At 48.9% G+C, this 24847-nt stretch carries 22 protein-coding genes and 1 tRNA gene; 2 read left to right on the top strand and 21 right to left on the bottom strand.

Features of this window, described 5'->3' with window-relative positions; genetic code table 11:
• The first annotated feature begins 21 nt into the window (after window positions 1-21).
• Complete coding sequence (locus tag ACTTHR_RS04310) at window positions 22-1752, top strand: acyl-CoA dehydrogenase family protein (protein WP_004332062.1); 1731 nt, start codon at window positions 22-24, stop codon at window positions 1750-1752.
• A gap of 187 nt (window positions 1753-1939) precedes the next feature.
• Here ACTTHR_RS04310 and ACTTHR_RS04305 read toward each other — a convergent pair.
• The 12 genes from ACTTHR_RS04305 to ACTTHR_RS04250 all read right to left on the bottom strand — a co-directional run bounded on the left by ACTTHR_RS04305 (window position 1940) and on the right by ACTTHR_RS04250 (window position 12704).
• Window positions 1940-2013, bottom strand: a tRNA-Asn gene (locus ACTTHR_RS04305).
• Between the two features lie 304 nt (window positions 2014-2317).
• Entirely contained in the window at window positions 2318-2668 is a 351-nt protein-coding gene (gene secG / locus ACTTHR_RS04300) for a preprotein translocase subunit SecG (RefSeq protein ID WP_004332216.1), read from the bottom strand.
• A gap of 24 nt (window positions 2669-2692) precedes the next feature.
• The gene (locus ACTTHR_RS04295; RefSeq protein WP_281676649.1) at window positions 2693-3364 is read right to left on the bottom strand and encodes a hypothetical protein; all 672 of its coding nucleotides are present in this window, start codon (window positions 3362-3364) and stop codon (window positions 2693-2695) included.
• Between the two features lie 31 nt (window positions 3365-3395).
• Window positions 3396-3929 (bottom strand): LptE family protein, encoded by a 534-nt coding sequence (locus ACTTHR_RS04290; RefSeq protein ID WP_004332058.1) that lies wholly within the window; start codon window positions 3927-3929, stop codon window positions 3396-3398.
• Window positions 3916-5205, bottom strand: a complete 1290-nt coding sequence (locus ACTTHR_RS04285; RefSeq protein ID WP_442605310.1) for a sigma-54 interaction domain-containing protein — start codon at window positions 5203-5205, stop codon at window positions 3916-3918. The genes ACTTHR_RS04290 and ACTTHR_RS04285 overlap by 14 nt, the downstream gene beginning before the upstream one ends.
• A 251-nt stretch (window positions 5206-5456) precedes the next feature.
• Window positions 5457-6338 carry a nucleoside phosphorylase gene (locus ACTTHR_RS04280; protein ID WP_314942149.1) on the bottom strand — a complete coding sequence of 294 codons (882 nt, stop codon included), beginning with the start codon at window positions 6336-6338 and terminating at the stop codon, window positions 5457-5459.
• A gap of 27 nt (window positions 6339-6365) precedes the next feature.
• The gene (locus ACTTHR_RS04275; RefSeq protein ID WP_442605309.1) at window positions 6366-7442 is read right to left on the bottom strand and encodes a hypothetical protein; all 1077 of its coding nucleotides are present in this window, start codon (window positions 7440-7442) and stop codon (window positions 6366-6368) included.
• A complete protein-coding gene (locus ACTTHR_RS04270) occupies window positions 7442-8176 on the bottom strand; it encodes an SIMPL domain-containing protein (RefSeq protein ID WP_004332139.1) in 735 nt (244 codons plus the stop codon). Before ACTTHR_RS04270 ends, ACTTHR_RS04275 begins: the two co-directional genes overlap by 1 nt.
• 104 nt (window positions 8177-8280) lie before the next feature.
• Window positions 8281-9225 (bottom strand): thioredoxin-disulfide reductase, encoded by a 945-nt coding sequence (trxB, locus tag ACTTHR_RS04265; protein WP_281676653.1) that lies wholly within the window; start codon window positions 9223-9225, stop codon window positions 8281-8283.
• A 14-nt stretch (window positions 9226-9239) separates the two neighbouring features.
• The gene (gene fabD, locus ACTTHR_RS04260) at window positions 9240-10127 is read right to left on the bottom strand and encodes an ACP S-malonyltransferase (protein ID WP_442605308.1); all 888 of its coding nucleotides are present in this window, start codon (window positions 10125-10127) and stop codon (window positions 9240-9242) included.
• Between the two features lie 22 nt (window positions 10128-10149).
• Window positions 10150-11604: an aminoacyl-histidine dipeptidase gene (locus ACTTHR_RS04255; protein WP_442605307.1), complete on the bottom strand. Its 1455-nt coding sequence runs from the start codon at window positions 11602-11604 to the stop codon at window positions 10150-10152.
• A 26-nt stretch (window positions 11605-11630) separates the two neighbouring features.
• Window positions 11631-12704 (bottom strand): lysylphosphatidylglycerol synthase transmembrane domain-containing protein, encoded by a 1074-nt coding sequence (locus ACTTHR_RS04250; protein ID WP_442605306.1) that lies wholly within the window; start codon window positions 12702-12704, stop codon window positions 11631-11633.
• A gap of 91 nt (window positions 12705-12795) precedes the next feature.
• Here ACTTHR_RS04250 and rsmA point away from each other — a divergent pair, with 91 nt between their 5' ends.
• Window positions 12796-13593 (top strand): 16S rRNA (adenine(1518)-N(6)/adenine(1519)-N(6))-dimethyltransferase RsmA, encoded by a 798-nt coding sequence (gene rsmA, locus ACTTHR_RS04245; protein WP_442605305.1) that lies wholly within the window; start codon window positions 12796-12798, stop codon window positions 13591-13593.
• Window positions 13594-13943: 350 nt separating this feature from the next.
• On the opposite strand, the gene ACTTHR_RS04240 is transcribed toward rsmA, so the two are convergent.
• The 9 genes from ACTTHR_RS04240 to ACTTHR_RS04200 all read right to left on the bottom strand — a co-directional run bounded on the left by ACTTHR_RS04240 (window position 13944) and on the right by ACTTHR_RS04200 (window position 24827).
• Window positions 13944-15983, bottom strand: coding sequence for a transketolase family protein (locus ACTTHR_RS04240; RefSeq protein WP_442605304.1), 2040 nt, complete (start codon window positions 15981-15983; stop codon window positions 13944-13946).
• Between the two features lie 38 nt (window positions 15984-16021).
• Window positions 16022-17404 (bottom strand): MFS transporter, encoded by a 1383-nt coding sequence (locus tag ACTTHR_RS04235; protein ID WP_315076044.1) that lies wholly within the window; start codon window positions 17402-17404, stop codon window positions 16022-16024.
• Between the two features lie 11 nt (window positions 17405-17415).
• Window positions 17416-18741, bottom strand: coding sequence for a bifunctional folylpolyglutamate synthase/dihydrofolate synthase (locus tag ACTTHR_RS04230; RefSeq protein WP_442605303.1), 1326 nt, complete (start codon window positions 18739-18741; stop codon window positions 17416-17418).
• Window positions 18742-18759: 18 nt separating this feature from the next.
• Entirely contained in the window at window positions 18760-20028 is a 1269-nt protein-coding gene (locus ACTTHR_RS04225) for an adenylosuccinate synthase (RefSeq protein ID WP_442605302.1), read from the bottom strand.
• Between the two features lie 29 nt (window positions 20029-20057).
• Complete coding sequence (locus ACTTHR_RS04220) at window positions 20058-20603, bottom strand: Fur family transcriptional regulator (protein ID WP_115321252.1); 546 nt, start codon at window positions 20601-20603, stop codon at window positions 20058-20060.
• A 347-nt stretch (window positions 20604-20950) separates the two neighbouring features.
• Window positions 20951-21604, bottom strand: a complete 654-nt coding sequence (locus ACTTHR_RS04215; protein WP_442605301.1) for a YiiX/YebB-like N1pC/P60 family cysteine hydrolase — start codon at window positions 21602-21604, stop codon at window positions 20951-20953.
• Between the two features lie 173 nt (window positions 21605-21777).
• Window positions 21778-22293, bottom strand: a complete 516-nt coding sequence (locus ACTTHR_RS04210; protein ID WP_276774042.1) for a hypothetical protein — start codon at window positions 22291-22293, stop codon at window positions 21778-21780.
• Between the two features lie 261 nt (window positions 22294-22554).
• Window positions 22555-23157, bottom strand: a complete 603-nt coding sequence (locus tag ACTTHR_RS04205; protein WP_442605300.1) for a manganese efflux pump MntP — start codon at window positions 23155-23157, stop codon at window positions 22555-22557.
• Between the two features lie 131 nt (window positions 23158-23288).
• The gene (locus ACTTHR_RS04200; protein ID WP_442605299.1) at window positions 23289-24827 is read right to left on the bottom strand and encodes a PepSY domain-containing protein; all 1539 of its coding nucleotides are present in this window, start codon (window positions 24825-24827) and stop codon (window positions 23289-23291) included.
• Window positions 24828-24847 lie beyond the last annotated feature (20 nt).

The following is a 24847-nucleotide window of genomic DNA, read 5'->3' as shown; positions in this document are numbered from 1 at the left end:
CCACGCTAAACATCTAAGATTATGGCTAATTTCTATACAGATACCCCCCAACTAAAATACCATCTGCACCACCCGTTGATGCAGCGCATTGTGGCTCTTCGCGAGCGTGACTTTGCGGATAAAGATAAATACGATTACGCTCCCCAAAACTACGAAGATGCCCTCGACAGCTATGAGCAGGTACTCCATATCGTAGGTGAGCTTTGCGGAGATGTAATTGCCCCCAATGCCCAAAACGTGGATCAAACGGGGCCCTCTCTCGTAGAGGGTAGAGCTGTCTACGACCCCTACACACAGGCTAATCTTGATGCTGTGCGTCAGGCAGGCCTTATGGGTATTGCACTCCCCCGTCGTTACGATGGTCTCAACTTCCCCATCACTCCCTACATCATGGCAGCGGATATCGTTTCGCGTAGTGATGCCGGCTTTGAGAACCTATGGGGCTTGCAAGACTGCGCCACCACCCTATACGAATTTGGTAGCGAAGACCAACGGGAGCGCTTCCTCCCTCGTATCTCGGCAGGGGAAACTATGTCTATGGACCTTACCGAACCCGATGCCGGTAGTGACCTTCAGGCCGTAATGCTCAAGGCTACATACAACGAACAAGAGGATGCATGGTACCTCAACGGTGTAAAGCGATTTATCACCAATGGAGACTCTCACATCCACCTCGTGCTCGCCCGTAGCGAAGAGGGTACACGCGATGGTCGTGGGCTTTCGATGTTCATCTTCGACTCCAAAAACAACCCGGGTGTAACCGTGCGCCGCATTGAGCACAAAATGGGTATCAAGGGCGTTCCTACCTGCGAATTGGTCTTCTCTAATGCCAAAGCAGAGCTTTGTGGTGAACGCCGCCTAGGTCTTATCAAATACATTATGGCTCTGATGAATGGTGCTCGCTTGGGTATCATGTCTCAAGCTGTAGGCCTTAGCGAAGCCGCTTATCAGGAGGCTTACGCCTATGCTATTGAGCGTAAGCAATTTGGTCAGACCATTGATAATTTCCCTGCTGTGTATGAGATGCTCTCTATTATGAGAGCAAAAACAGATGCTTCTCGTGCTCATCTCTACGAAACTTGTCGCTTTGTAGATATGTACAAGACGCTAGAAGACATCCAGAGAGAGCGCAAACTCACCCCCGAAGAACGCAAGGAACTCAAATACTATACCCGTCTAGCCGATGCCTTTACTCCTATCGGTAAGGGGCTTAGCACCGAGTTCGCCAATCAGAATGTGTATGATTGCGTACAGATCCATGGCGGTAGTGGGTATATGAAAGACTATACTTGTGAGCGCCTCTATAGGGATGTCCGCATTACCAATATCTACGAAGGTACAACCCAGTTGCAGGTAGTAGCAGCTATCCGCCACGTCACAACCGGAACGTACTACGAGCGCATGCACGAGTACCAAGCAACGGAGGTAAAACCCGAGTGGCAAGCAATGAAAGAGAGCCTAGCCGCGATGAACGAACGTGCACACGAGCTAACTCAATTTGTTGTTGAGCAGAAGAATCAAGAGTTACTCGACTTCCAAGCTCGCCGCCTTGTAGAGATGACTTCGCATGCTCTCTTTGGGCACTTGTTGCTCCTTGCAGCCAATGACGAACCCGAACTCTTTGGCAAAAGTGCTCGCGTATATCATCGCTTTGCGCTTGCTGAGCAGGACAAGATCGAACGCTTTGTTCGCAACTTTGCTGTAGAAGAGCTTGCTGATTACCGTAACAAACAACAAGAAGCCGAAGCCTAATCTCTAGGCTATCGAAGCAAACAACGCCCCCTATTCTCGCATGAGAATAGGGGGTTTCTTTTTGTCATATAAGGCAAGGAGGGAAAAGAAAAACACCCTGTAGGAAAGCAAACAACAGCCATCCTCTAAGCAGAAGACAACAAAAAAGCCCTCCAATATGAAGGGCTTTTTTTATTGAAATCAGATGCGCTCCCTCTTGGGCTTGAACCAAGGACCCCCTGATTAACAGTCAGATGCTCTAACCAACTGAGCTAAGGAAGCTTCCATTTCCGGCGACAAAGGTAGTCATTTTGTTAGATGTACCAATACTTTTTCTTGAGAAAACCTCATAAAAAGCAGAGATACATCCCTTTTTACCTCCCCTATTCTCATTTTTCTCTCGGTTCTAATTCTAGAGGGAAATCTAGGGAGAAAAAGAAAGACACCCAGCCTATTTTCTTTGGGAAATCACCCTAAAAGAAAATAAAAACTAGGTGCCTTATGGATATAAATCAGCCTACACCCCCTAGAGAGTATAGGTGAAAAAGGGAGGAGGACTAATCCTCCTCTCTATGAAAAAAGTAGATTACTGCTGAGGAGCTTCGGGCGCAGGAGCGGCTGGCATTTCACCTCCCAAGTTGGGGAGCTGTTGCTCAGGAGTTTCTTCTACTTTCTGCTCTATAACACTATTGATCCCCTGATCTTCCTTGAGACTTGTATGGAGGAAATGGGTAGAAACGATGCTTAGAATGGCGATAGCTCCAGCCAACCACCAAGTAGCTTTTTCTAGAAAATCGGTCGTCTTACGAACCCCCATAATCTGATTGCTTGAGGCAAATCCGGAGGCAAGACCCCCTCCCTTTGAGTTTTGGATAACTACTACGAGTATAAGCAAAACAGCTGCTAAGAGGATGAGGATGGATAGGAAAACAAACATTGTACTTACGTGTCTTATTATATACTATTCTCTATTACTTATTTCTTGTAGGCGCTCTAAGAACCTAATCTGATCTGCAAAGTAAGCGTTTTTTTCTGGATTCTTGGTCATTATTGCCCGTAGAATATCAAGAGCACGGTCATAACGCTGCTGCTGAATGTAGATTTTGGCAAGCGTTTCTGTGAAAAGAGGGCCTCTATCCTCCTCTTCTACTTCCTCTTGAGTGGGCAAAGAAGAGGCTTGAGACTTGGGAAGCACCTTCTCCCTCTCCTCATAGTTCTCGGCGGTAGGAGCTATAATTCCACGCTCTAGGGCGTCAAAGTAGTCACCACCGGTACCAACGCCTTCGCCCAGCGAGACGAGTGTATCACCGGAGTGTGAGGAGCCTATTTCTTCTAGGAAACGATCTATGGAAGAAAAATCGCCCTTGTCCGATTCGGCAACAATGGGGCTCTGAGGGATATATCGCTTCTCCACAAGAGCGTATAACCTACTACGGGAGGGGAGAGAGATTGCCCATTTTTTTAGCTCGGAGAAGTAGCGAAGGTCTTCGAGAAGAGCCAGGTTGTATAGGTATAAAAAGATGAAAGTCTGTGCATAAGGATAGGCTTCTACCAGCTGTCTGAGCTCTGGTAGCGTCTCCTTATTCAGCGTATTGGGTGCATTGAGATAGGTTCGTAACTCTTGTGCTGTCATGTGTCAAGTCCCGAGGAGTAATAGTTGAGAATTACCAATCCTCTGCCGTAGCATTGAAGATTTGCTTGGTGATATCGTCGGTGAGCTGTCGCACCAAATCGTCTTGCACTTGCGAGAAGAGACTACTGCTATCAAACTCTGTATAGGCAGAGAAAGTTTTGTCGAAATTTTTCTTTGGATTCGCATTATTCTCGAAGTGTACAGAGACAGTCATCGTAAACCGGGTCATGGAAGCAAAGGCGTCGTCCTGCACCGCAACAGGGGTAAGTTCGTACCCAACGATAGCTCCCTCTATGCTAAAGTCTCCGGCTTGAGCCACCTCCTCCAGACGAGTTTGGCGGCGAAAGAGCTCGCGCAACGCCTCTGTGAAGGTCTGACTAAGGGGCGGATAAACAAGGGGAGCTTGGTTTATAAACTCCGAGATGGAGACCGTTTTAGTCTGGTCGTAGTCGATGGATGTACCCGTAAACTTATACGAAATCCTACAAGAAGAGAGGGCGAGTAGCAAAGAGAACACTCCTAGCACTCTTGTTGCATGCCGGCGCATAAGACTATTCCAAACCATATTCTTTTATCTTGCGAGATAGTGTGCGAACAGAAATCCCGAGCATGTCGGCAATTTGCTGCCGTGTGTGGGACGACTTCTGCAACTCAAGAGCTTGTGTAATAAGTTGCCGCTCTGCCTCTTCTAATGTAATAATCCCCTTAATGGGGGGCTGAGAAGGAGGGAGAGTCTCTTCTGCCTCTTCCGGCTCCACCACTTCGTCGTAATCGATAGCGTGCTCTTGGCTGTGCGTGGAGTATGGGGGGAGCAATGTATGCGAAGCGTCCTCGTGCCTGGGAGAACAAGCCTCGGTGTGCTCCACCATTTGTATAGTTCGATTCGTCTCCGAAAGGGGCGCGCCTTTCATCTCGTTTACCGTCTGTTTGAGCTCGTTGAAGTCTCGACGGAGATCAAAAAGTACTTGATATAGTATCTCTCGCTCATTGGCAAACGTTTGCTGATCCACACTCTGCTGCACTCCCGATACTACAGGATGGAGATCTTGTAGCCCTGCTGCCGAGAGGTAATTGCGCAGTACCTCCGGCTCCACAAGTCGATTTTGCTCAAGGATACTCATACGCTCGGTAATATTGCGCAACTCGCGGATATTACCCGGCCAGCGATATGTAATAAGGATATGCTTGGCATCTGCGGATAGCTCCAAGGGCGGCACCTGATACATAGAGGCGTAGTCCGAAGCAAATCGGCGGAACAAAAGAGCAATGTCGTCCCCTCTCTCCCGTAGAGGTGGCACTAAGATGGGGACTGTATTTAGACGATAGTAAAGATCCTCTCTGAAGCGACCATTGCGTATAGCATCTGCCATATTTACATTCGTAGCAGCTACAATGCGTACATTCGTCTTGATGGGTTGACTTGCCCCTACAGGGATAAATTCTCCGTTTTCTAGCACACGTAGCAAGCGAGCCTGAGTAGCTAGAGGCAACTCCCCGACCTCATCCAAAAAGATTGTCCCCTCGTTGGCTTCTTCAAAGTAGCCCTTACGATCCGCCAACGCTCCCGTAAAAGAACCCTTTCGATGCCCAAAAAGCTCCGAGTCGATCGTTCCCTCCGGAATGGCTCCACAGTTGATTGCAATGTAATTCTTGTGCTTACGGATGGAGTACTGATGCACGATTTTGGGGAAGAACTCCTTACCTACACCACTCTCCCCCGTGATGAGGACAGTCGCATCCGTAGGAGCAACCTGCACGGCTGTGCGGATGGCTTGGAGCAATTTTGGGGCGTTACCTATAATTCCTAGGCGTTGCTTTACTTGTTGTACGTCTACATCCATACTTCTACAAAGGTACAATATCTCTTGGCTAATCTAGCTATATTTCTTGGCATACGTTCAGGATTCCTACCCGACATTGCGGAGAAAAACGCACTCCATTCGGCGGAGAGAGCGGGGATACTCCTAGCCGCAAATTCTTCTTTTCTCATCAAAAAAGAAAGGGGAACGGGGGATAAAAGAAGGCTACCCCTCCTATCTGTCAAAAGAGGGATAGCCTTTAGTTCTCAGGGAGGGAAGCCCTAGTACAGAGCTTAGATGCGCTCGAGTACGAGTTGGATAAGGTCGTCGATACTCCCTTTATAGTCGGTATTCATGTTGAGATTTTGCCGCCCGGCAATAATGCAACATACCGTCATAGCCTTATGCCCTAGGAGGGAAGCAATGCCACTGAGAGCCGAACTTTCCATCTCAAAGTTGGTGATTTTATATCCCTCGTAGCGGAAGTCTTCTATTTTTTTGTTCAGATTTTCGTCTGCAAGCGGGAGGCGGAGCTTACGTCCCTGTGGAGCATAGAATCCATTACAAGCAATGGTACTCCCCTTGATAATGCGTCCGTCATTCCCTACAATGCGCTCTAGTAGCTCAGCATCGGCTGATACAACGTAGGGTTTAAGGCCCTCTATTTTCCAATCAAGCTGTTGGGTCAAAGCCTTTTCGTACGCAAGGTCTCGTACTCTTTCTGTCCCATCATAGAAGTAAATAACACCATCAAAACCAATGGCTTTTTCACTTGCCACATACGAACCGATTGGGCTCTCGGGTTGAAGCCCTCCTGAGGTACCAATGCGTACCATTGTGAGCTGACGGAACTCGTCGCGCACGCAACGCTTCTCAAGATCGAAGTTGGCAAGAGCATCCAATTCGCTCGCTACAATCTCAATATTATCACCCCCAATACCATGGCTTTGTACCGTAATACGCTTACCCTTGTAAGAGCCGGTTATGGTACGAAATTCGCGGTTTTGCACATCGCACTCTTGGCTATCAAAATAGTTGGCAATCATGCCCACCCTATCGGGGTCTCCGCAAAGGATGATTTTATCGGCAAGCTGCTCGGGTTTGAGATGAAGGTGAAATATCGAACCGTCTTGATTGACAATAAGCTCCGAAGAGGGTATAATACGTTTTTCCATAACCTAATGAGGATAAAATAAATGTAGCTATTGATTTTGTGCTGTTGCTCTCCAAGGGTTTAGAGAGGCGGCCGGCCGCTTCTCTTGGAGAGTATTAAAGGGGAGCAGGGTATGCTCTTCGTTGATACGGAATGTATAGAGGTTTACTTTCCCCGGAGGGCAAAAGCGAGTAGATGCGAGCACTCCTACCCCTCGTAAATCGTCGTAAATGAGAAAAAGATCGTCCTGGGGAGAGTTGAAAGGCATCCCCAAGAGAGAAGGTGCTTGATAGTTGCCCGTCTCCGGGTCTCGCCGTGAGAGATAGAGGTCATATCCCCCAATTCCCTCGCTGCTTTTGCGCGCAAATATGAGCGTTATGCCATCCTGACGTAGGATAGGATAGCACTCGTCATTGGGTGTATTGAGGGCCTCTAGAGCATTCTCTTCTGCCATACGCCCCTGCAATTTTAAGACAGAAAAAATATCAGAATCGCCTCGGTGTTCCAACTTTCGTGCGTAAAAAGACTCTAGTCCAAGCGCGGTTTCGTAGACCCATCCCTCGGCATTGAGCTGCCCTACCTCGCTTCTATAATCGGAGGCAAGGCGCAATTTTCCCCACTCCGTAGAGAAGTATTTTTGGGGCAAGACAGGCAGGGCATCGAGCGACATCTGCATGCTATCTACAATCTCTAGCCTCTCGCTCTTGTCGAGCATCTGCCGAGCACGTTGGGCTTGTTGCCTTAGAGTGGTTACCTCGGGCGTCTCCGCTTTAGGCGAAAGGCGGCCAAGAGTGGAAAGCGTCTCCTCAAAGAGATAGTTGGCATAATAGGCTTGAGCCAAAAGCGAAGCAGAAGGACGCGACTTCTTATTCGAGTGCGATAGCAACAGATCTAGAGCCTCTTGGTACTTTCCCACCTCCAAAAGCAAGTAGGCATATTCCTCTTTGAGCGCAGTATTGAGAGGGGATTGCTCCACAAGCACACCATAGGCACTATCAGCTTTTGCCCAATCTCCCATCTCTCGCAGTGCACGGGCTTCCTGCAGAGATTGTGCAGAAAGCCCCACGGCACTAGCTAGAGAAATACCTGCCCACAGCAAAAGGGCGGTTAGAGTCTTCGTCCGCATCAGCGAATTTTATAGGTATTCTTAACTGTAATAGAGGCTGTTTTGTACTTGCTTGAGGTATTGAAAGATCCGCCCCAACTGTAGTCTTCGTCACTGTATTGCCCTACAATCTGGAAGACGCCCATCTGCGAACGTTTCAGTTTTCCCACTTTGCAATTGCTCCCCTCAGCAATAACACCTGCGCGAGCAAGTGCATCTTCCGAAGATTCCTTGAGCATTTCCAGCTTGAGGTCGTTGAGATGCGTATAATAATAGCTTGGATCTCCCGAAGTTATCTCTATACCTTGGTTGATGAGTTCCGTGATATTGCGAGACAAAGCCTCTACTCGGTCAATATCTTGCGAGGTAATAGTAACCGTCTGAGAGAGGTTATATCCTGCAAATACCTGGCGATAGTAGTTATTGCCATCAGTCACTTGGTCATACATTTTGGAAATCGAAATCCCACTAAACAAGTAGGAAGAGTCTGGGATATCATTCTTCTTGATAAAATTCCGCACCTCTTTCCCTATCCGTTGCAAGTCTTGATACCCCTCAGAGGAGCTGTAGTCTTGTACAGAATAGGTAGCTGTCCACACAATAAGATCGGACTTAAAGTTGCGCTCGGCAATACCCGTAACCGAGATTTCACTGGGGACCTTGCGGATGCGTGATACTTGATAAGCTGCAAAAGACAATCCCAGAACAAAAGCAATCCCAAGGATACTAGCAATGATGATTTGTTTTTTTTCCATGGCGTTTACTAGTTTAATAATTAGAGTTTATATTCTGTTCTTTGTTAGGGGGAAGCCCTCCACCTTGAGTAAAACTCGTAGTGAAGGGGTTCCCTTTTAGGTTGTTACAGATTATTATCTATCAAATACTTCTCAGCCTCTAGAGCTGCTTTGCAACCCGAGCCTGCTGAGGTAATAGCTTGGCGATAGCGGGGGTCTGCCACGTCGCCTGCTGCAAACACTCCGGCTACGCTGGTCAATGGAGAACCATTGATTGTAGCTATATAGCCGGCATCGTCAAGGGCAAGTTGCCCTGCTAAGAAGTCCGTATTGGGTTTATGCCCGATGGCCAAGAAAAATCCATCAATGGCAATGTCTACCAATTCTTCGTCTGCTTCGCCCTTACGCTTAACGAGGTGTGCCCCTTCTACTCCGTCATCCCCGAATAGCCCCAACGTGTTATGTTCAAAAAGAACCGTAATCTTAGGGTTATTGAGAACGCGGTCTTGCATTACCTGCGATGCACGGAGATAGGGTTTGCGAACAATCAAATAGACCTGCTTAGCTAGCCCTGCGAGGTAGATAGCTTCTTCGCAAGCAGTATCTCCTCCTCCTACTACAGCCACGGACCTATTGCGGTAGAAAAATCCGTCGCACGTAGCGCAAGCGGAGACTCCCATACCGGCGTACTTCTCTTCATCGGCTAGCCCGAGGTACTTAGCAGCAGCCCCTGTGGCTATGATAAGAGTATCGCAAGTAAGGGTGGTCGCATCGTCTATTGTTACTTTATATGGCTTCTCAGAAAAATCTACCGAAGTAGCTACACCCGTACGTATGTCGGAGCCAAAGCGAAGAGCCTGTTGCTTGAGTTGCTCCATCATTTCGGGCCCCGTGATCCCCTCGGGATAGCCTGGGAAATTTTCTACTTCCGTAGTGGTGGTAAGCTGGCCTCCGGGCTGGAGCCCTGAATAAAGCACGGGATTGAGATTAGCACGAGAGGCGTATATGGCTGCTGTATATCCTGCAGGACCGGAGCCTAATATAAGACAGCGAACATGTTCGTTATTCATACACTCCTCCCTCTTTATTGGTCTCGTCCTTCGGTAACTACACTTGGAGCAATCTTCTTGATAAGCCCTTGCAATACACTACCGGGGCCTAATTCTACAAAGCGTTCCGCCCCATCGGCCACCATTTGTTGTACAGAAGCTGTCCAACGCACGGGCGAGGTAAGTTGCTTTACAAGGTTGCTCTTGATCTCTGCAGCGTCGCAAACAGCCTTGGCTACCACGTTTTGGTATACCGGAGCTTTGGGTGCTGCAAAAGTGGTTGCTTCGATAGCTTGAGCCAGCTCTTCGCGAGCGGGTTCCATCAGCGGAGAGTGGAATGCGCCACCCACCTTGAGGGGGAGAGCACGTTTAGCACCTGCGGCCTTGAGCAATTCACAAGCACGCTCAATACCCAGCATTGAACCGGAAATTACGATCTGACCGGGGCAGTTGAAGTTCGCAGCTACCACTACTTCGTCCGTGATGCTCTGGCATACCTCTTCTACTTTTTCGTCGGGTAGACCGAGGATTGCAGCCATAGTAGAGGGCGTCTTTTCACAGGCTTTTTGCATTGCCATAGCTCGTTTAGAGACTAGGGTAAGCCCATCTTCGAAAGAGAGTGCCCCTGCAGCCACAAGCGCGGAGAACTCTCCCAGCGAGTGACCTGCTACCATATCGGGTTGGAAGTCTGCTCCCAAAGCACGTGCCATTAGCACCGAGTGCAAGAAAACCGCAGGTTGCGTTACCTTGGTTTGCTTGAGCTCTTCGTCCGTACCTCGGAACATGATTTCTGTAATATCGAAACCTAAAATCTTATTGGCTTCATTGAATAAACGCTTGGCTTCGGCGTTGCCCTCATAAAGAGGGAGACCCATACCAACAAATTGTGCCCCCTGACCGGGGAATACGAATGCTGTTTTCATTTAATTATAAAGGGATGTGGGGTTATACAAGTTCTAGGGTTCTGACAATGACCTCGTACGTGCGAGCTACAGAGTCGATATGTACTTTTTCGTCGGGCGAATGGGGGTGACGGATCTCAGGTCCAAAGGAGATCATATCCATATCGGGCATAACACCCTGGATGATACCACACTCTAGCCCTGCGTGCATTACCTTAACATCGGGCTTCTCGTGGTAGATTTCCTCATATACCTTGCTCATTACCTCCATGATATGCGACTTTGCATTGGGTTGCCACCCTGTGTAAGGAGCAGCCAACTCCACCTTAGCCCCCATGAGTAGGAAGGCACTTTCGATGCTTGATGCCACCCACATCTTGCGGCTATCCGACGAGCTACGTACCAAGAACTTCACCTCCACAAGTCCATCACCTGCGCGCACAATGGCTAGGTTGGTAGAAGACTCTACCGTATCAGGGAAGCTCTGGAGCATCGAAATGGGGCCATTTTGGCAAGCCTCGAGAGCGTTGATAAGATTGTCTTGAATATCCTCGGGAAGAATATTGGTAGGCATATCGCACTTCTCTACCTTGAGCGAGATCTTATCTTCGATTCCATCAAATTCTTTGGTAAAGAGAGCTTCGAACTCAGCCACATACTTGCAGAATTCTTCAGCATCTTCAGGCGCGATGGTAAGCACCGCAAAGGCTTCGCGAGGGATAGCATTACGCATAGAACCGCCCTCTAGAGAGGCTACACGCACACCAAACTCTTCTACAGCACACTTGAGGAAGCGAGCCATCAGCTTATTAGCGTTGGCACGACCGATATGGATATCCACTCCGGAGTGACCACCCTTAAGCCCGGAAAGGGTAAGGCGTACTGCCTGATCTTCTTGACTTGTTGTCTCCTGATCTTTGTATTCGAGGCTTACGTTTACGTCAATCCCCCCGGCGCAACCGATGTAGAGATTTCCCTCTACTTCGGAGTCGATATTGAGGAGAATATCCCCCTTGCAGAAGCCGGATTTGAGGCCATTTGCCCCATCCATCCCTACCTCTTCGTTGATGGTAAAGAGGGCTTCTAGTGGACCATGCTTTAGGCTATTGTCCTCTAGAATAGCGAGAGCAAGAGCAACCCCAATACCGTTGTCGGCACCAAGCGTTGTACCTCTAGCCGTCACCCACTCCCCATCTATGTAGGCATCGATAGGATCTTTGGCGAAGTCGTGTTGTACATCACTATTCTTCTGAGGAACCATATCTACGTGCCCTTGTAGGGTAATAATAGGCTTCTTTTCCATACCGGGAGTGGCAGGTTTACGGATAAGCACGTTGCCAACCTCATCTTGTAAGGTCTCCAACCCGAGTTTTTTGCCTGCTTCAAATACATAACGTGTTACCTCATCCATCTGCCCTGTGGGGCGAGGAATCTGTGTAAGGTCGTAAAAGTATCTCCAGACAGCTTCAGGTTTAAGCGTTAGAATGTCTTTTGCCATAATCGTTTCTATATTATGTATTCTTACTATTGAGTTCTACTATAATTTCTATTGAGTAAAGGTATAACTAAAATTGCGATTAGCCCAATAAGGGCGTTACCTAATGTTTGTGAGGTGTGTACAACGAGGGCAAATGAACCGGCATCACTGCGCTCAACGCCCACAGCCGTGAGGGTTGTGATAACCATAAAATGCCAAGCTCCGATACCCGACTGTACGGGAGCCGCCACCCCCAAGCAGCCCATTACAAAGGCAAGTAGCCCTACATTGATCCCTAAGTCTTGAGTAAAAGGGAAAGCAAAGAAGGTGAGATAGAAGGCCACAAAGTAGCATCCCCAAATGCCAATGGTATAGAGGATAAAAAGACCCCGATGCGGCATAAAACGAATGGAAAGCAGCCCTTCCCACATATCTCGTAGCCCCTTGCAGATTTTTGCACCCCATCGGCTTCTCTTGGAGAGACGCCAAAAGAGGTAGCCGAATACCCCTACTGCCAACAAAGTCAAATAGAACAATGGAGAGGAAACGAGGTGCGACACCTTGAGAGAGAGATCGGGATGCTCTACAAAATAGCCCCTTAAGAAATCGGAGAATCCCCCAATGGCCATCAAGACAATAAGCCCCAGCACGATCATATCCATAAGGCGATCCATCAGCAGAGAGCCAATGAGCTTTGCCATAGAGAGGGATTCGTAGCGAGATAGGGCGGCACAACGCCAAACATCCCCGGCTCGAGGGAAAATGAGATTAACCGCATAACTCCCAAGTACCGATAGAATGGTATTCCTCAAACGAGGTGCCGGAGTGCTAAATGGGTGTACAAGCAACTTCCAGCGCACCCCACGAAAAACATTGCCTAAGGCCTCTATCAAGATGGATAAAGCGATAATTCCCCAACTAATGGAGTTGGAACGCAACTCCCTCAGAAGCTCCCCGAAGTCGAAGTTTCGGTAGACAACCACCATCAAGGCAATGCCCAAAGATAGAGACACCGCCAAGCGCACCCAACGCTTTCTGCTGCGATGGGCGGAGAGACCGAGGGCAACGCTCTCGGAGCCTTGAGCTAGGGGATGATCCACTCTTGTAGTCCTTTTATTCATCAGGTTGGTGCGTTTTACCCCCGTTCTACGGCAGAAAAACGCTACCTTCGTAGCTGCTAACACTACAAATATACTCTTTTTTCGCAGTACTATGAGTAAAGTTCGTGCCAAAAAGGCCCTGGGGCAGCACTTTCTAACCAACCCATCGGTGGCTCGTGCCATTGCCGAGAGTGTACTCTCGTGGCGTGATATTCCTATCCTAGAGATAGGGCCGGGTATGGGCATGCTCACAAGGGAACTTCTGGACCTTGGACTGGAAGTCTATGCGCTTGAGATTGACACCGAGTCGGTGGAGTACCTACAACGTAATTTTTCGTGGTTTGCCCATGGCGAGCACCTTACCGAAGGGGACGTACTCAAACTCCCTGCCGACGAATTGATACCGGGGCAACCTCAAACTCCATTCGTACTCATAGGCAACTATCCCTACAACATATCCTCCCAAATTTTCTTCCGTCTATTGGAGCTACGAGACCGCGTGCCCTGCTGTGCCGGGATGCTCCAAAAAGAGGTGGCAGAGCGGCTTACGGCCCCTCCCGGAGGACGCGATTATGGCATCTTATCAGTGCTTCTTCGTTGCTGGTATCACTGCGAATACCTCTTTACGGTCAGCGAATTGGACTTCGATCCCCCTCCAAAGGTCAAGGGCGGGGTGCTCCGATTGGTACGTAACGACAGGAAGGAACTACCCGTGGACGAAGAGATCTTTAAGAAGGTAGTAAAGGCGGCTTTCTCTCAACGAAGAAAGACACTCCGCAACTCGTTGCGGACACTTTTCCCCGAGGGGTACGACTTCTCCGACCCTATTTTCACGCTACGGGCTGAGCGGCTGGACGTAGAAGACTATATCCGTCTTACCCAAGACTACATAAAGACGCTACCCGAGTAGCCCCCTAAGGCGGCTTACAAGCGTCTCCTCCAGAATCCCTAGAACTTCTAACCCCTCTCCCCTAGGATCCGATTTGCATTCCATGGGAGAGGGCTCTTTTTATTCGGCAGGTGATGTTTCGTTTGCCCAGGGGTGATTTTTTCAGCACCCACATGTTCCCAAAAAGCTCAGCCGGAAAAAGAAAAAATTCCACCCAAAAAGGGAGTGGGAAACTGACTGAAAAATAAAAATTTTCTGCCCAGGAACGGAAAAATTTTCACCCAGCAACCGAGCAGGAAATCAGCCTAAAAAAGGGCTCTCCCACCCCATGGCAGAAGAGCCCCTACTTATTTTCGTTGGGAGAAAAATCCCTATCGTCTCTGCAACAACGTGCGGATCTTCTCGGCGACAGCCTCCGGAGTAAAGCCTAGCTTTTCGTCCAAGACCTTATAAGGAGCTGAATAACCGAAACTTTCCAATCCGTGGATTACGCCATTCGCACCCACCAAGCCCTCAAGGTTAATGGGCAAGCCTGCCGTAAGTCCAAAACGAGGCATCCCCTCGGGGAGCACCTCACGGCGATAGCTCTCAGGCTGATCCATAAAGAGCCCTTCGGATGGAATAGAAACGACACGTAGCTTGCGCCCTTCGGCACGGAGGATGGTAGCAGCAGCTTCGAGTGTAGCTACTTCGCTACCCGTTGCAACGAGAGCCATCTCTGCCCCCTCGTCGTCACTTACGATATATCCCCCACACATCATACGCACGGCACGTGCATAGGGAGTAAGCCCTTCGTTGGGTAGGTCGTCGATATTCTGGCGAGAAAGGATCAAACCCGTAGGAGTTTGGTCGTTTTCCATAGCCATCTGCCAAGCTACCGTAGTCTCATGCACATCGGCAGGACGGAGTACCAACATTGAGCGTTGTCCGGAGTGGTTGTGGAGTTTTTCCATCAAACGGATTTGTGCCTCCTGCTCTACAGGTTCGTGCGTTGGTCCATCTTCGCCTACACGGAATGCATCGTGCGTCCAAACGAACTTGACAGGCACCTGCATCAAGGCAGCCAAACGAATCACCGGCTTTTGGTAATCGGAGAAAACGAAGAACGTACCACAGGCCGCAATTACCCCTCCGTGGAGCATCATACCCACACAGAGAGCCGCCATCGTAAGCTCAGCAACACCGGCCTGCAAGAAGCGGCCGCCATAATTATTGCGGCTCATTGCCTCCGTTCCCTTGAGGAATCCATCAGTTTTGTCTGAATTGGAAAGGTCTGCCGAAGAGACGATCATATTAGGTACCCGAGCAGCAAGTTCTTTGAGCACCGTGGCCGAAGCCGAACGAGTAGCCTGTCCACTCTTTTGCTCAATGGCAGCCCAATCGATTACAGGAAGTTTGCCATCGAACCAATCCTTCATCAGAGCAGCATCTTCGGCATTAGCCTTCTGCCACTGAGAGAATGTAGCATCATATTGCTTCCAAACCTGACGCAACTCTTCGTCACGCTTGCGGTACAAAGCCTCTACTTCGGGAGCGATAACAAAAGGATTGGCAGCATCGAAGCCCATAGCTCCCAGTGTCTTTTCGATAGAGACACCGGCCTTGCTAAGGGGTTGCCCGTGCGTAGGAATGCGATCGACAATCTCACGGTCCTCTGCATCTAGCGCCTTGTAGGCCATGCAGGTCTTACCAATAATGAGGGTAGGACAGCCCTTTGTCGCCAACGCTTCGTCCAACGCCTTGCGGATTTCTGCCACATCATTTCCTTTGATGGTGAGCACCTTCCAACCCCACGCTTCGTATTTACGCGCCACGTCTTCGGTGTCTACCTCATCCACCATCGTAGAGAGTTGTACATCGTTGGCATCGTAAAACATCGTGAGATTATCGAGGCCCAAGTGCCCGGCTATGCGCCCGGCACCCTGCGAGATCTCCTCCTGAATACCACCATCTGAGATAAAAGCATAGATCTGCTGCGGCATAACTTCTGAGCCAAAGCGGTGACCCAAAAACTTTGCTGCAATAGCAGCTCCCACGGCGAGCGTATGCCCTTGCCCCAGAGGTCCGCTTGTATTCTCTATCCCACGCTCTACATCGCGCTCGGGGTGACCCGGAGTTGCACTTCCCCATTGGCGGAAGGCTTCGAGCTCTTCGAGAGAAAAGCGACCCGTAAGAGCCAGCTGTGCATAAAGCATAGGCGACATGTGACCGGGGTCGAGGAAGAATCGGTCGCGCGCCCAGCGCCCGGGACAATCGGGGTCGAAGCGGAGATACTCCGAGAATAGCACATTAATAAAGTCGGCACCACCCAAAGCTCCCCCGGGGTGACCGCTCTTTGCCCTCTCCACCATGGAGAGAGCAAGGCAACGGATGTTGTCTGCTGCCTTATTCATGACGTCTATAGAGTTCATAGCCACAAGGGTATTACAAGTTCTGATTCAAACGTTTATTATTTCTTTTTGTTGGGCAATTCGAGTCCATAACCCTTCTTCTTATCGATTGCCTTGAGGTACAAGCTCAAGAGAAGAGCTGCTACACCGAACGAAGCAAAAATAAGCATGGGCAAGCGGTAAGTCCCTGTCTGGTCTAGTACCTTACCAATTACAATGGGTACAACCATGAGCCCTACGTTTTGGATCCAGAAGGTAGCCGAATAAGCCGAACCTAGTACCTTGCCATCAATAAGCTTAGGCATAGAGGGCCAGAGAGCCGCAGGTACAAGGGAGAAAGAGATACCCAACAAGACAATAGCCGAATAGGCAATAATGGTAGAGGTAGTATCCCCTGCTACAAATGGATAAAGAGCAAAAATCGTATGGCATACAATCATCAACACAGAGCCAAGCATAAGCATGGTAGCGCCCTTACCCTTGAAATCGAGGAAAGCTCCAAGGAACGGAGTAATGATCATAGCCCCAATGGGGAAGTAACTAAAGATGGCAGAAGCCGTCTCAGCAGAGAGCCCAAGGTTTGTCTCCAGCATGTTGGTGGCAAACTTTTGGAAGGGGAATATGGCAGAATAGTAGAGCACGCAAAGAAGGGCAACAACCCAGAAGATACCACTCCCAAAAACCTTTGTCAAGTCTTTGAAACGGAAAGGTTCTTCCTCTTCTGCGCTAGCAACATTACCCAAAGTCTTATCCAAACGGGCATCGAAAATACCATAGATAAGATAGAAAAGCAACCCAATAGAGAGGAGGATAAGGCAGAGGATTACAGGAGCTTGTACGCTACCAAAATGCTCAGCGATGGGCGCGGACATACGGAATACTGCGAAGACACCGAGGCGGGCAACAGCCATCTCCAAGCCCATTGCAAGAGCCATTTCTTTACCCTCAAACCACTTAACGATGGCACGCGATACCGTCACACCACCCATCTCGCAGCCGCAGCCAAAGATCATAAAGCCAACGCAAGCGAGCTTAGCCGAGGGGGGCATCGAAGGCATGAATGAGTTGAACAACTCAAACCCAAATCCGCCATTGTTGAATGTAGTACTCAACGCATAAACTTTAATAAGAGCACCAAGAACCATCAAAGCTCCCGACAATACAGCCGTAAATCGTACCCCCATTTTGTCCAAAATAATCCCGGCAAAGATGAGGAAAAAGAAGAAGACATTGAGGAAGAACTCACTAGAGCCGTAAGTCCCGAATACGGTAGACGACCATCCAAGCCCCCCTTCTTCTGCTGTTTTCTCCAGCATGGACTTGAGAGGAGATAGTACATCTACAAACATGTAGGCGAAGAACATGGTCAGGGCGATGAGGATAAGCACCGTCCACCTTGCCCACGCCTTGTCACGAAGCGACTGTTGAATTGCTTGAGTCATAAGTATGAGTATTAATAATTAGTATTGAATACGGATTCTAATGTGTGGGGATAGCACTTTTTGAGTGCCTCAGCAACGACATAGTTACTGCCCCCTATGTATATAAGGTCTTGGGGAAGAGCCTCTTTTTGGGCAGCCAAACACCCCTCTTCTATGGAGGGAAATACAGAGCCCTCTAGACCTATGGAACGAGCCTCCTGAGCCAACTCTTCGGAAGACAAAGCCCGATCGCTCGTTGGTTGTACGAAGTAATAATGAGCAGACGTGGGGAGCAGACGAAGCACCGAATGCCAATCCTTATCCGCCACCATACCAAAGACGATATGTAACGCTTGGTACTGCTCTTGTTTTAACTGCTCCACCACAAGACGAATACCGGCCTCGTTGTGCCCTGTATCGCAATAGGTATCGGGCTGAGAAGCCACCTTTTGCCATCGTCCTAAGAGGTGCGAATGCTCCACAACATGCGCGAATCCCTCTTCCACGGCAGCCCTAGGGATTTGAAATGATTGACGAGTAAGGATATCAAGAGCAGCCAAGATAGTGCGTGCATTGAGCCGCTGAGCCGCTCCTCCCAACTCGCCCCAAAGGGTGCCATAATCACGAGTATGAAGCAACCATCCTCCCCTATCGGGCTCGGCATCTTGCAACACATCGCTATCCTCTGCAAAGTAAAGAGGGGCATCTAACAGCTCTGCCTTTGCGCGAAAGACGGGGCGAAGAGACGCACTCGCCTCCCCCACAAGTGCAGGGACGTTGGGCTTGAAAATCCCCGCCTTCTCTCCTGCAATTTCCTCTAGTGTAGAGCCCAAGAACTGAGTATGATCGAGGCTGATATTGGTAATGATGGAGAGCTCCGGAGTGATGATATTGGTACTATCAAGTCGGCCGCCCATACCTACCTCTATAATGGCAACATCCACTTTTTTTGCTGCAAAGTGATGCAGCGCCATCAGGGTTGTTAGCTCAAAAAAGGAGGGAGAGAATCGCTCAATGAGGGGGCGTGTTCGTTCTACAAAATCCACCACGGAACACTCCTCAATGGGCACACCATCAATGCGTATGCGCTCCCTAAAGTCCACAAGATGCGGTGAGGTGAAAAGCCCCGTCCGATAGCCGGCTGCCGAGAAGATTGCCGCCAACGTACTCGAAGTCGAGCCCTTCCCATTGGTACCGGCTACATGGATATAGCGAATACCCGAGCCAAGATGGGGGCTACCTATAGCCTCCGCCATAGCCAACACTCGCTCCAGACCGGGCTTGTAGGCACTCCCTCCTTGCTGCTCAAATTGGGGCGTGGCAGCAAAAAGGTAGTCGATCGTTTGCTGATAAGTCATGTACGATGCTAGCGATTATTAGCCTCGCACGATAGTTTGTTTTCTGTCGGGTCCTACGGATAAAATAGCAATGGGCACCTCTAATTCTCGCTCTAAGTAAGCAACATAATCGAGGAAAGCCTTAGGCAATTGCTCCTCACGATCGAAGGCCGTAAGGTCACACTGCCAACCCGATATTTCATCGTAGATAGGCTCTATTTCCTGCTCAATTGAGTAGGGGAAGTCGCGCGTTTCTACGCCATTGATACGATAAGCACGGCATGCTTTGATAGTAGCAAAGGTGTCCAACACATCACTCTTCATCATGATGAGTTTGGTCACGCCATTGAGCATAATCGTATAACGAAGAGCTACAAGATCAATCCAGCCACAGCGCCGAGGACGCCCGGTAACGGCACCAAACTCATACCCACGCTCTGCCATCTGACGGCCATCTTCGTCAAACAATTCTGTAGGGAAAGGCCCCGCACCCACTCGAGTGCAATAGGCCTTGAATATACCATAAACGTCGCCTATCGCACGAGGAGAAACGCCCAATCCGACACAGCTCCCTGCACAAATCGTATTACTAGAAGTTACGAAAGGATAGGAACCGAAATCAATATCAAGCATAGAGCCTTGTGCTCCCTCTGCCAAGATATTTTTGCCGGACTTCAATGTATTGTTTATCACAAACTCGCTATCCACAAAGCGGAACTGGCGGAGGTATTCTACTGCAGCAAAGAAATCGGCTTCTGCCTGTGTTAGGTCGGGCACCTCTACACCCATACCGTGCAACATGCCCAAGTGACGCTCTTTGGCTCGCTTGTAATTAGCCTCAAAATCGCCCTCTATATCCCCAACGCGTACGCCATGACGGCTTACCTTATCGGTATAAGTGGGGCCAATTCCCTTGCCTGTAGTCCCCACTTTTTGGGCTCCCAATGCCTTTTCACCAGCGGCATCCAAGAGACGATGAGTAGGGAGTATAAGGTGTGCCTTACGGCTAATTACGAGACGATCTTTGAGGGGATGACCGCTATTGAAAAGACTCTCCACCTCTTCGCGGAAGAGCACAGGATCTAGTACGACCCCATTGCCAATGATGTTGATTTTGTCCCCTTGGAAGATACCGGAAGGCACCGAGCGAAGTACGTACTTCTCCCCTGCAAACTCCAGGGTGTGACCGGCATTGGGTCCCCCTTGGAAGCGTGCCACCATATCATAGCGTGGAGTGAGTACATCCACTATTTTTCCCTTACCTTCGTCTCCCCATTGGAGCCCTAACAAGACGTCTACTCTTCCCATACTGTATCAGTATTTACCCTATAGGTATTTTATTTCTTATTATCGTTCGCCTTCGATTTCTTCGCAGGCTTGCTTTTTTTTGCTGTATCCTTATCCTTGCGTTGAGCCACGTCTGTACTATCGGCCAGACTGCGATTGGTACAATCCTTGCACTCGCCAAAAACGACCATTACGGCTTGCGTTGGCGAAAATCGGGGGGGCTTGACATACTGCATCTGCTTTGAGAGATTCTCCTGACGGAACAGATTAAGCTTACCGCACTCGCTACAAAGCACAAGAGCATACCCCTTACAACGCCATGCCAAGATGTAATTGGCTCCTAAATTACGCGTTAGATGAATGAGAATGCCGCAGCGGCATAAGAGATCAATAGCGCTATATACGGTGCTTCGGCTGATCTGCTTTCCTTCCGCTTCGCGCAATCTTTTGTAGACACTATCGGCATCAAAAGGTTTCTCTAGTTGGTAAACATACTCCAAAACGATGTTACGCGTATAGGTCTCCTTGAGGTCGTGCGCCTCGAGGTATTCACGCATAATGGCACGTAGTTCGTCTAAACTAAGCTCTCGTTTCATTCTCTTTGTATGAGTATCTCATACCAAACTCTAGGGTGCAAATATACAGCCTTTTGGTGAGACTTTAGGGTAAAAAGTCGGACAAAGTCAGCTCACGAATGGAGAATCTCAGATCCAAACATAAAAGGAAGGGGATGAGCCAAAAATCAGCACTCCCCCCTCCTCTATTTCTACCCAACCCTACTACTTTTCCGGTCTCTATCCCATCCTTTTCTCAATACAGGCCTAAACCTCCCTCCCAACCTGCCCAAGACTTTTTGAAGAATAGGGTAAGAAGGGAAAAAGTACAGGGCAAGAAATTTTGAAAAACCAGCCTACAATCGGAGCGATTCTAGGCTGTTATTTTCCTACTGCGGCGTCCCTTCTCCTCGAGCAATCTCGGGCAAACCGGCAACAAGGTCATCCAAAAGAAAAAGCATCTTGCCCGTATTTGCAATCTCAAAGGTGGGCTTAATACAATCTACCGCAGGCAATACTCTATTAAAGCAAAACGCTACATACTCTGAGCAATAAAGCCGAGATGGATCCGTACTATCGAAGGCTGTATCGAACGTTATCTTCTGCTTAACACACTGCAATGCGTTTTTGCAAAACGAACGTCGCTCCTCCTCATCCAGCAAATTTCTGTAAACAGCCCAGCGAATCGAGTGATCGACAAAGCTCTCTAGCGGCTCTATTACAGGACCATCCATCCCTCTAAAAGAAGCCAACTCAGCGTGTAGCACAAACCATTCTCCCCTATGGAGATAGAGAATACCACAGTGGCTGAACTCTTGATTACGGGAGGCATGCTGACGAAAATACTCGGAGCTACTACCATGCCCTAAGCGCAAGATCAGGTCACCCGAACGCAACAAATCCAAAGGAGGGAGCTCCTTGGCTTTCTCTTCGGGCTCCTCCTCTTGGATGGCAGATACACTAGGAGAGCAGCCCACTAGGGCAAAAAGGAGAAGAGACAGAATCCCTATCCAACCTCTCTTTGTGCTATAATTCGTGTTCATATAGTACCGGATATAAGAACCCCTATCACTCTAAGACCTTTCTAAACTCAACTCTCAAAGAACAAGAGTAGCAGTCAAACCTTAGAGTGGTAGGGGTTATAATTCAGAGGAGAGAAAAGTACCAGGGTGTACCCCCATAGAGCACAACCACCTCCTCTAGAGGTCTCGTGGAATTACTTATTTTCCTTGTCGATTTTGTCAACTTTCCACTTTCCACCTTCTTTTACGAGTACAAGGGGAAGTTCGCCCTGACCAGCTTCCTTCTTGTTAAGAACCCATACGAAAGCAGAGTCGCCACGTACTTCAGACTTCTTAACTTCGAGGTCAGCTTCTGTAAGCATTACTTTTTCCTCCTTTTTAGGAGCAGGAGCTGCTGCTTCAGGAGCTTCGGGAGCTTCCGTGCCTTCTACAGCTTCGGGATTTTCAGTGTTATCTTCTGTACCTTCAACGGCTTCGTCTTCCGTTGCAGCTTCGCCTTCCATAGAAGACATATCCTTCATGCTTTTCATGAGATCTACCATCTGAGCACCATTCTCATTAGCGAGAGCCTTAGCAGCGTCATAGTTCTCATTGTTAAGCTCCATCACGAACTTAACAGCTACTTCTTCGGGTGTTTCGCTCTTGCTGCAAGCAGAGAATAGTACGAGCGATGCGAGCGCAACAGCGCATAAGGTTGCAAATTTCTTCATAATTTGTTCATTCTTTTTGCGGAACGCTTTCTCCTGATTCTCCGAAGGCACCTTTTCTTATTGTTTTTTGCGGTACTCTTCTAAAGCATCAAAAGAACCCGCCCCAGTGTTCTTACTTATACTTGCCCGCAAAGGTAAACATAATATTCTACAAATAGACTATTCTACCTAAAATCTCTCAAAAGAAGTAGAGGGAAATGGTCAGAATCAACACTACTATTACAGAGTAAGAAGTCTAAAATTCGTAGTGTAAGAGGCATTTTAATAACCCAAATGCAGATGTTCAATGAGCACTTTCACTCCAATGCCGATAAGTACCCAGCCCCCAAACAGTTCTGCCCAAGAGATCCATTTGAAAGGGATTTTGCACCCCACATAAAAGGCGAACCCCGAGGCCAAGGCCGTTACAATGCCTATAACAAGAGCATATAAATGGATGGGGATTGACATGAACGAGAAGCTAAAGCCTAGTGCTAAAGCATCAATACTCGTGGCAAACCCCATCATCAATAGATAAGAAAAATAGCGCAGGGTAAGTGTAGCTCCCTCTCCCTTATACCCTTTGATCTGCTGTCCATATCGAGCCCGAGCAAAGGCATCATAAATCATGTGCCCCCCTACAGCTACCAGCAATATGAGCACTACCCAATGATCGTATTCATCAACAAGGTCAATCGTCTCTGCCCCCACGCAATAGCCAATTGCGGTAACCCCACCTTGCAGTACTCCAAAAAGTAATGCAATGGTTGCAAGTGTACCCCAAGAATGTTTGCACCCGCGGCTAATACCTTCACAGGCTGCAACGGTAGCGGCATCTATCGCTACAGCCAAAGCAACAAGCAGTGCTTGCAAAAAATGGAACATGGATTTTATACTCGTTTTCTCTCGATTTCCTACTCCAAATGTACAAACAATGTGATAATAGCTCGGAGAAGGAGATACTATTTCAGCCTCAAACATTCTACGGTGGAAGTTGAAAGGAGAGAGAGCTAGGACTAATTTGTCGCTCTCGAACGACGCTTACGCATCTGCTTTCGTGCCCGACGGAACCCCGAAATAAGAAGCCAAAGAATCATACTCCCTGAGACAAAGATCCAGAGAATCCCAAGCGGACCGAAGAAAACATAGAGCCGCCCCGTATGCAACTCGAGCATCGTATGAAAGAGAGAGATACGCCCTCGTCCCATCTCCTTAGGCTGGGAGATCTCACGGCACGGCACATCATACTCAAAAGCAATCCCCTTCTTTCCCCCCAAATGTGACGAATATCCCGAAACTTTATGATCTCCGATGGGCATCACACCTTGGGGTGCAGGCGGCTGTTCCGTATAGAGATCTAAAACAGCTCCACTCTCCAAATCCCAACGAAAAAGCCCCATAAAAGAGCCGACCAACAGCGCATGTGGATTATCGGGAGCAACCTCAAAAACATTGGCTCCCATCACGCTTACAGGGGGTGTGTTCTCTATTTTTTCTAGCGGAAGACCTAAGCGTTTACAACGGAATATACCCTCACTCGTGGAGAGGATCCACTCTTGTTTTTCGGGGACGTAAACCAAGCGACGTAAAGCATCGTGCCAAGGATTATTCGCACTATGGAGCGCAGTTGTGGGGATTGTTGGCACTTTTACCTTAGCTACCGCAACCAAAAGGGGAGGACGAAGGAACATGCCCGATACCACAAGAACTAGAAGAGGGATAAATAACCAATAGCCCAGCAACAAATGAAGTTTATACTGGCGTTTGAGACCACGCTGCAGGCGACGCGTTCTCTCTTTCACTCTAGCTCTGCGCGCTGCTCGTACCCGCTTCTGTATTCTTTTCATCCAACGGGGATAAACAAAAATAACGACCCCGGAGATCGAAAGGAGCAACATAATGAGTCCCAAAGCATCCACAAAAAGACGGCCTAAGAGGTGGAATAGCTCGCCTGAATGAAGCGCCCAAAGCGTGCGAAAGAGAGTCGCACGATGAGGAGAGACCTCAGGGGACTCGGGGAGAGTAAGGGTGCTAAATTGCTGATAAGGGAGCTGTAATACAAAAAAATGAGACCGCCCCATCACTACAAGAGAGTCTCCCTGCAACGCGAGATCCGTGAGACGTTCAGTGAGCGGGAGAGGCATCTCCTGCCATTCCTTCCCCTGCCAGCGGTAGAGAGCATCTTGAGAAAGAGCAAAAGTACCATTACGGCGCGAATGCAAAATGCGACGCATCTGATAGCGATCCGCCCCGCTGGGCAACCCCTCCATCATGCGAGAGAAATTGCGTCCTCCATCTTTCGTAAGCCAAACACCCTCCCCACCATAGAGCAGAATTGAGTCTCCGGAGAGAGCCGTAGAGCCCACCGCCGCTCCTTGCGTCCAACCATCTACATGATAAGACGACGGCAAAAGAGAGCGCGAAAGATCAAGCGAAGCGATCGGCTCTCTATGGTTAAGAAGAATACCCGAAAGGCTAAATGCAATGAGAAAGAAACAGAGAACTAATCCTCCCCAACGGTGGAATTGTTTCTCTATGGAGCCTTTTTTCTTCATATAGTATAGGAGGAGTAAGG

Origin of the sequence: Porphyromonas endodontalis, assembly GCF_052173515.1 — a bacterium.
GTDB classification, from domain to species: Bacteria; Bacteroidota; Bacteroidia; order Bacteroidales; family Porphyromonadaceae; genus Porphyromonas; species Porphyromonas endodontalis_A.
The sequence above is the reverse complement of the archived record's forward strand: the minus strand, read 5'-3'. Positions and strand labels throughout refer to the sequence as shown.

Excerpts from the sequence above, each read along its gene's own strand:
- ACTTHR_RS04240 (WP_442605304.1), bottom strand. The coding sequence starts at position 15,983 with ATGAACTCTATAGACGTCATGAATAAGGCAGCAGACAACATCCGTTGC.
- ACTTHR_RS04280 (WP_314942149.1), bottom strand. The coding sequence starts at position 6,338 with ATGGAAAAACGTATTATACCCTCTTCGGAGCTTATTGTCAATCAAGAC.
- ACTTHR_RS04225 (WP_442605302.1), bottom strand. The coding sequence starts at position 20,028 with ATGGGAAGAGTAGACGTCTTGTTAGGGCTCCAATGGGGAGACGAAGGT.
- ACTTHR_RS04250 (WP_442605306.1), bottom strand. The coding sequence starts at position 12,704 with ATGAATAAAAGGACTACAAGAGTGGATCATCCCCTAGCTCAAGGCTCC.
- ACTTHR_RS04310 (WP_004332062.1), top strand. The coding sequence starts at position 22 with ATGGCTAATTTCTATACAGATACCCCCCAACTAAAATACCATCTGCAC.
- ACTTHR_RS04210 (WP_276774042.1), bottom strand. The coding sequence starts at position 22,293 with ATGAAGAAATTTGCAACCTTATGCGCTGTTGCGCTCGCATCGCTCGTA.
- ACTTHR_RS04235 (WP_315076044.1), bottom strand. The coding sequence starts at position 17,404 with ATGACTCAAGCAATTCAACAGTCGCTTCGTGACAAGGCGTGGGCAAGG.
- ACTTHR_RS04220 (WP_115321252.1), bottom strand. The coding sequence starts at position 20,603 with ATGAAACGAGAGCTTAGTTTAGACGAACTACGTGCCATTATGCGTGAA.
- ACTTHR_RS04200 (WP_442605299.1), bottom strand. The coding sequence starts at position 24,827 with ATGAAGAAAAAAGGCTCCATAGAGAAACAATTCCACCGTTGGGGAGGA.
- ACTTHR_RS04290 (WP_004332058.1), bottom strand. The coding sequence starts at position 3,929 with ATGGTTTGGAATAGTCTTATGCGCCGGCATGCAACAAGAGTGCTAGGA.
- ACTTHR_RS04205 (WP_442605300.1), bottom strand. The coding sequence starts at position 23,157 with ATGTTCCATTTTTTGCAAGCACTGCTTGTTGCTTTGGCTGTAGCGATA.
- trxB (WP_281676653.1), bottom strand. The coding sequence starts at position 9,225 with ATGAATAACGAACATGTTCGCTGTCTTATATTAGGCTCCGGTCCTGCA.
- ACTTHR_RS04285 (WP_442605310.1), bottom strand. The coding sequence starts at position 5,205 with ATGGATGTAGACGTACAACAAGTAAAGCAACGCCTAGGAATTATAGGT.
- rsmA (WP_442605305.1), top strand. The coding sequence starts at position 12,796 with ATGAGTAAAGTTCGTGCCAAAAAGGCCCTGGGGCAGCACTTTCTAACC.
- ACTTHR_RS04275 (WP_442605309.1), bottom strand. The coding sequence starts at position 7,442 with ATGCGGACGAAGACTCTAACCGCCCTTTTGCTGTGGGCAGGTATTTCT.
- ACTTHR_RS04255 (WP_442605307.1), bottom strand. The coding sequence starts at position 11,604 with ATGGCAAAAGACATTCTAACGCTTAAACCTGAAGCTGTCTGGAGATAC.
- fabD (WP_442605308.1), bottom strand. The coding sequence starts at position 10,127 with ATGAAAACAGCATTCGTATTCCCCGGTCAGGGGGCACAATTTGTTGGT.
- ACTTHR_RS04270 (WP_004332139.1), bottom strand. The coding sequence starts at position 8,176 with ATGGAAAAAAAACAAATCATCATTGCTAGTATCCTTGGGATTGCTTTT.
- secG (WP_004332216.1), bottom strand. The coding sequence starts at position 2,668 with ATGTTTGTTTTCCTATCCATCCTCATCCTCTTAGCAGCTGTTTTGCTT.
- ACTTHR_RS04215 (WP_442605301.1), bottom strand. The coding sequence starts at position 21,604 with ATGAACACGAATTATAGCACAAAGAGAGGTTGGATAGGGATTCTGTCT.
- ACTTHR_RS04295 (WP_281676649.1), bottom strand. The coding sequence starts at position 3,364 with ATGACAGCACAAGAGTTACGAACCTATCTCAATGCACCCAATACGCTG.
- ACTTHR_RS04230 (WP_442605303.1), bottom strand. The coding sequence starts at position 18,741 with ATGACTTATCAGCAAACGATCGACTACCTTTTTGCTGCCACGCCCCAA.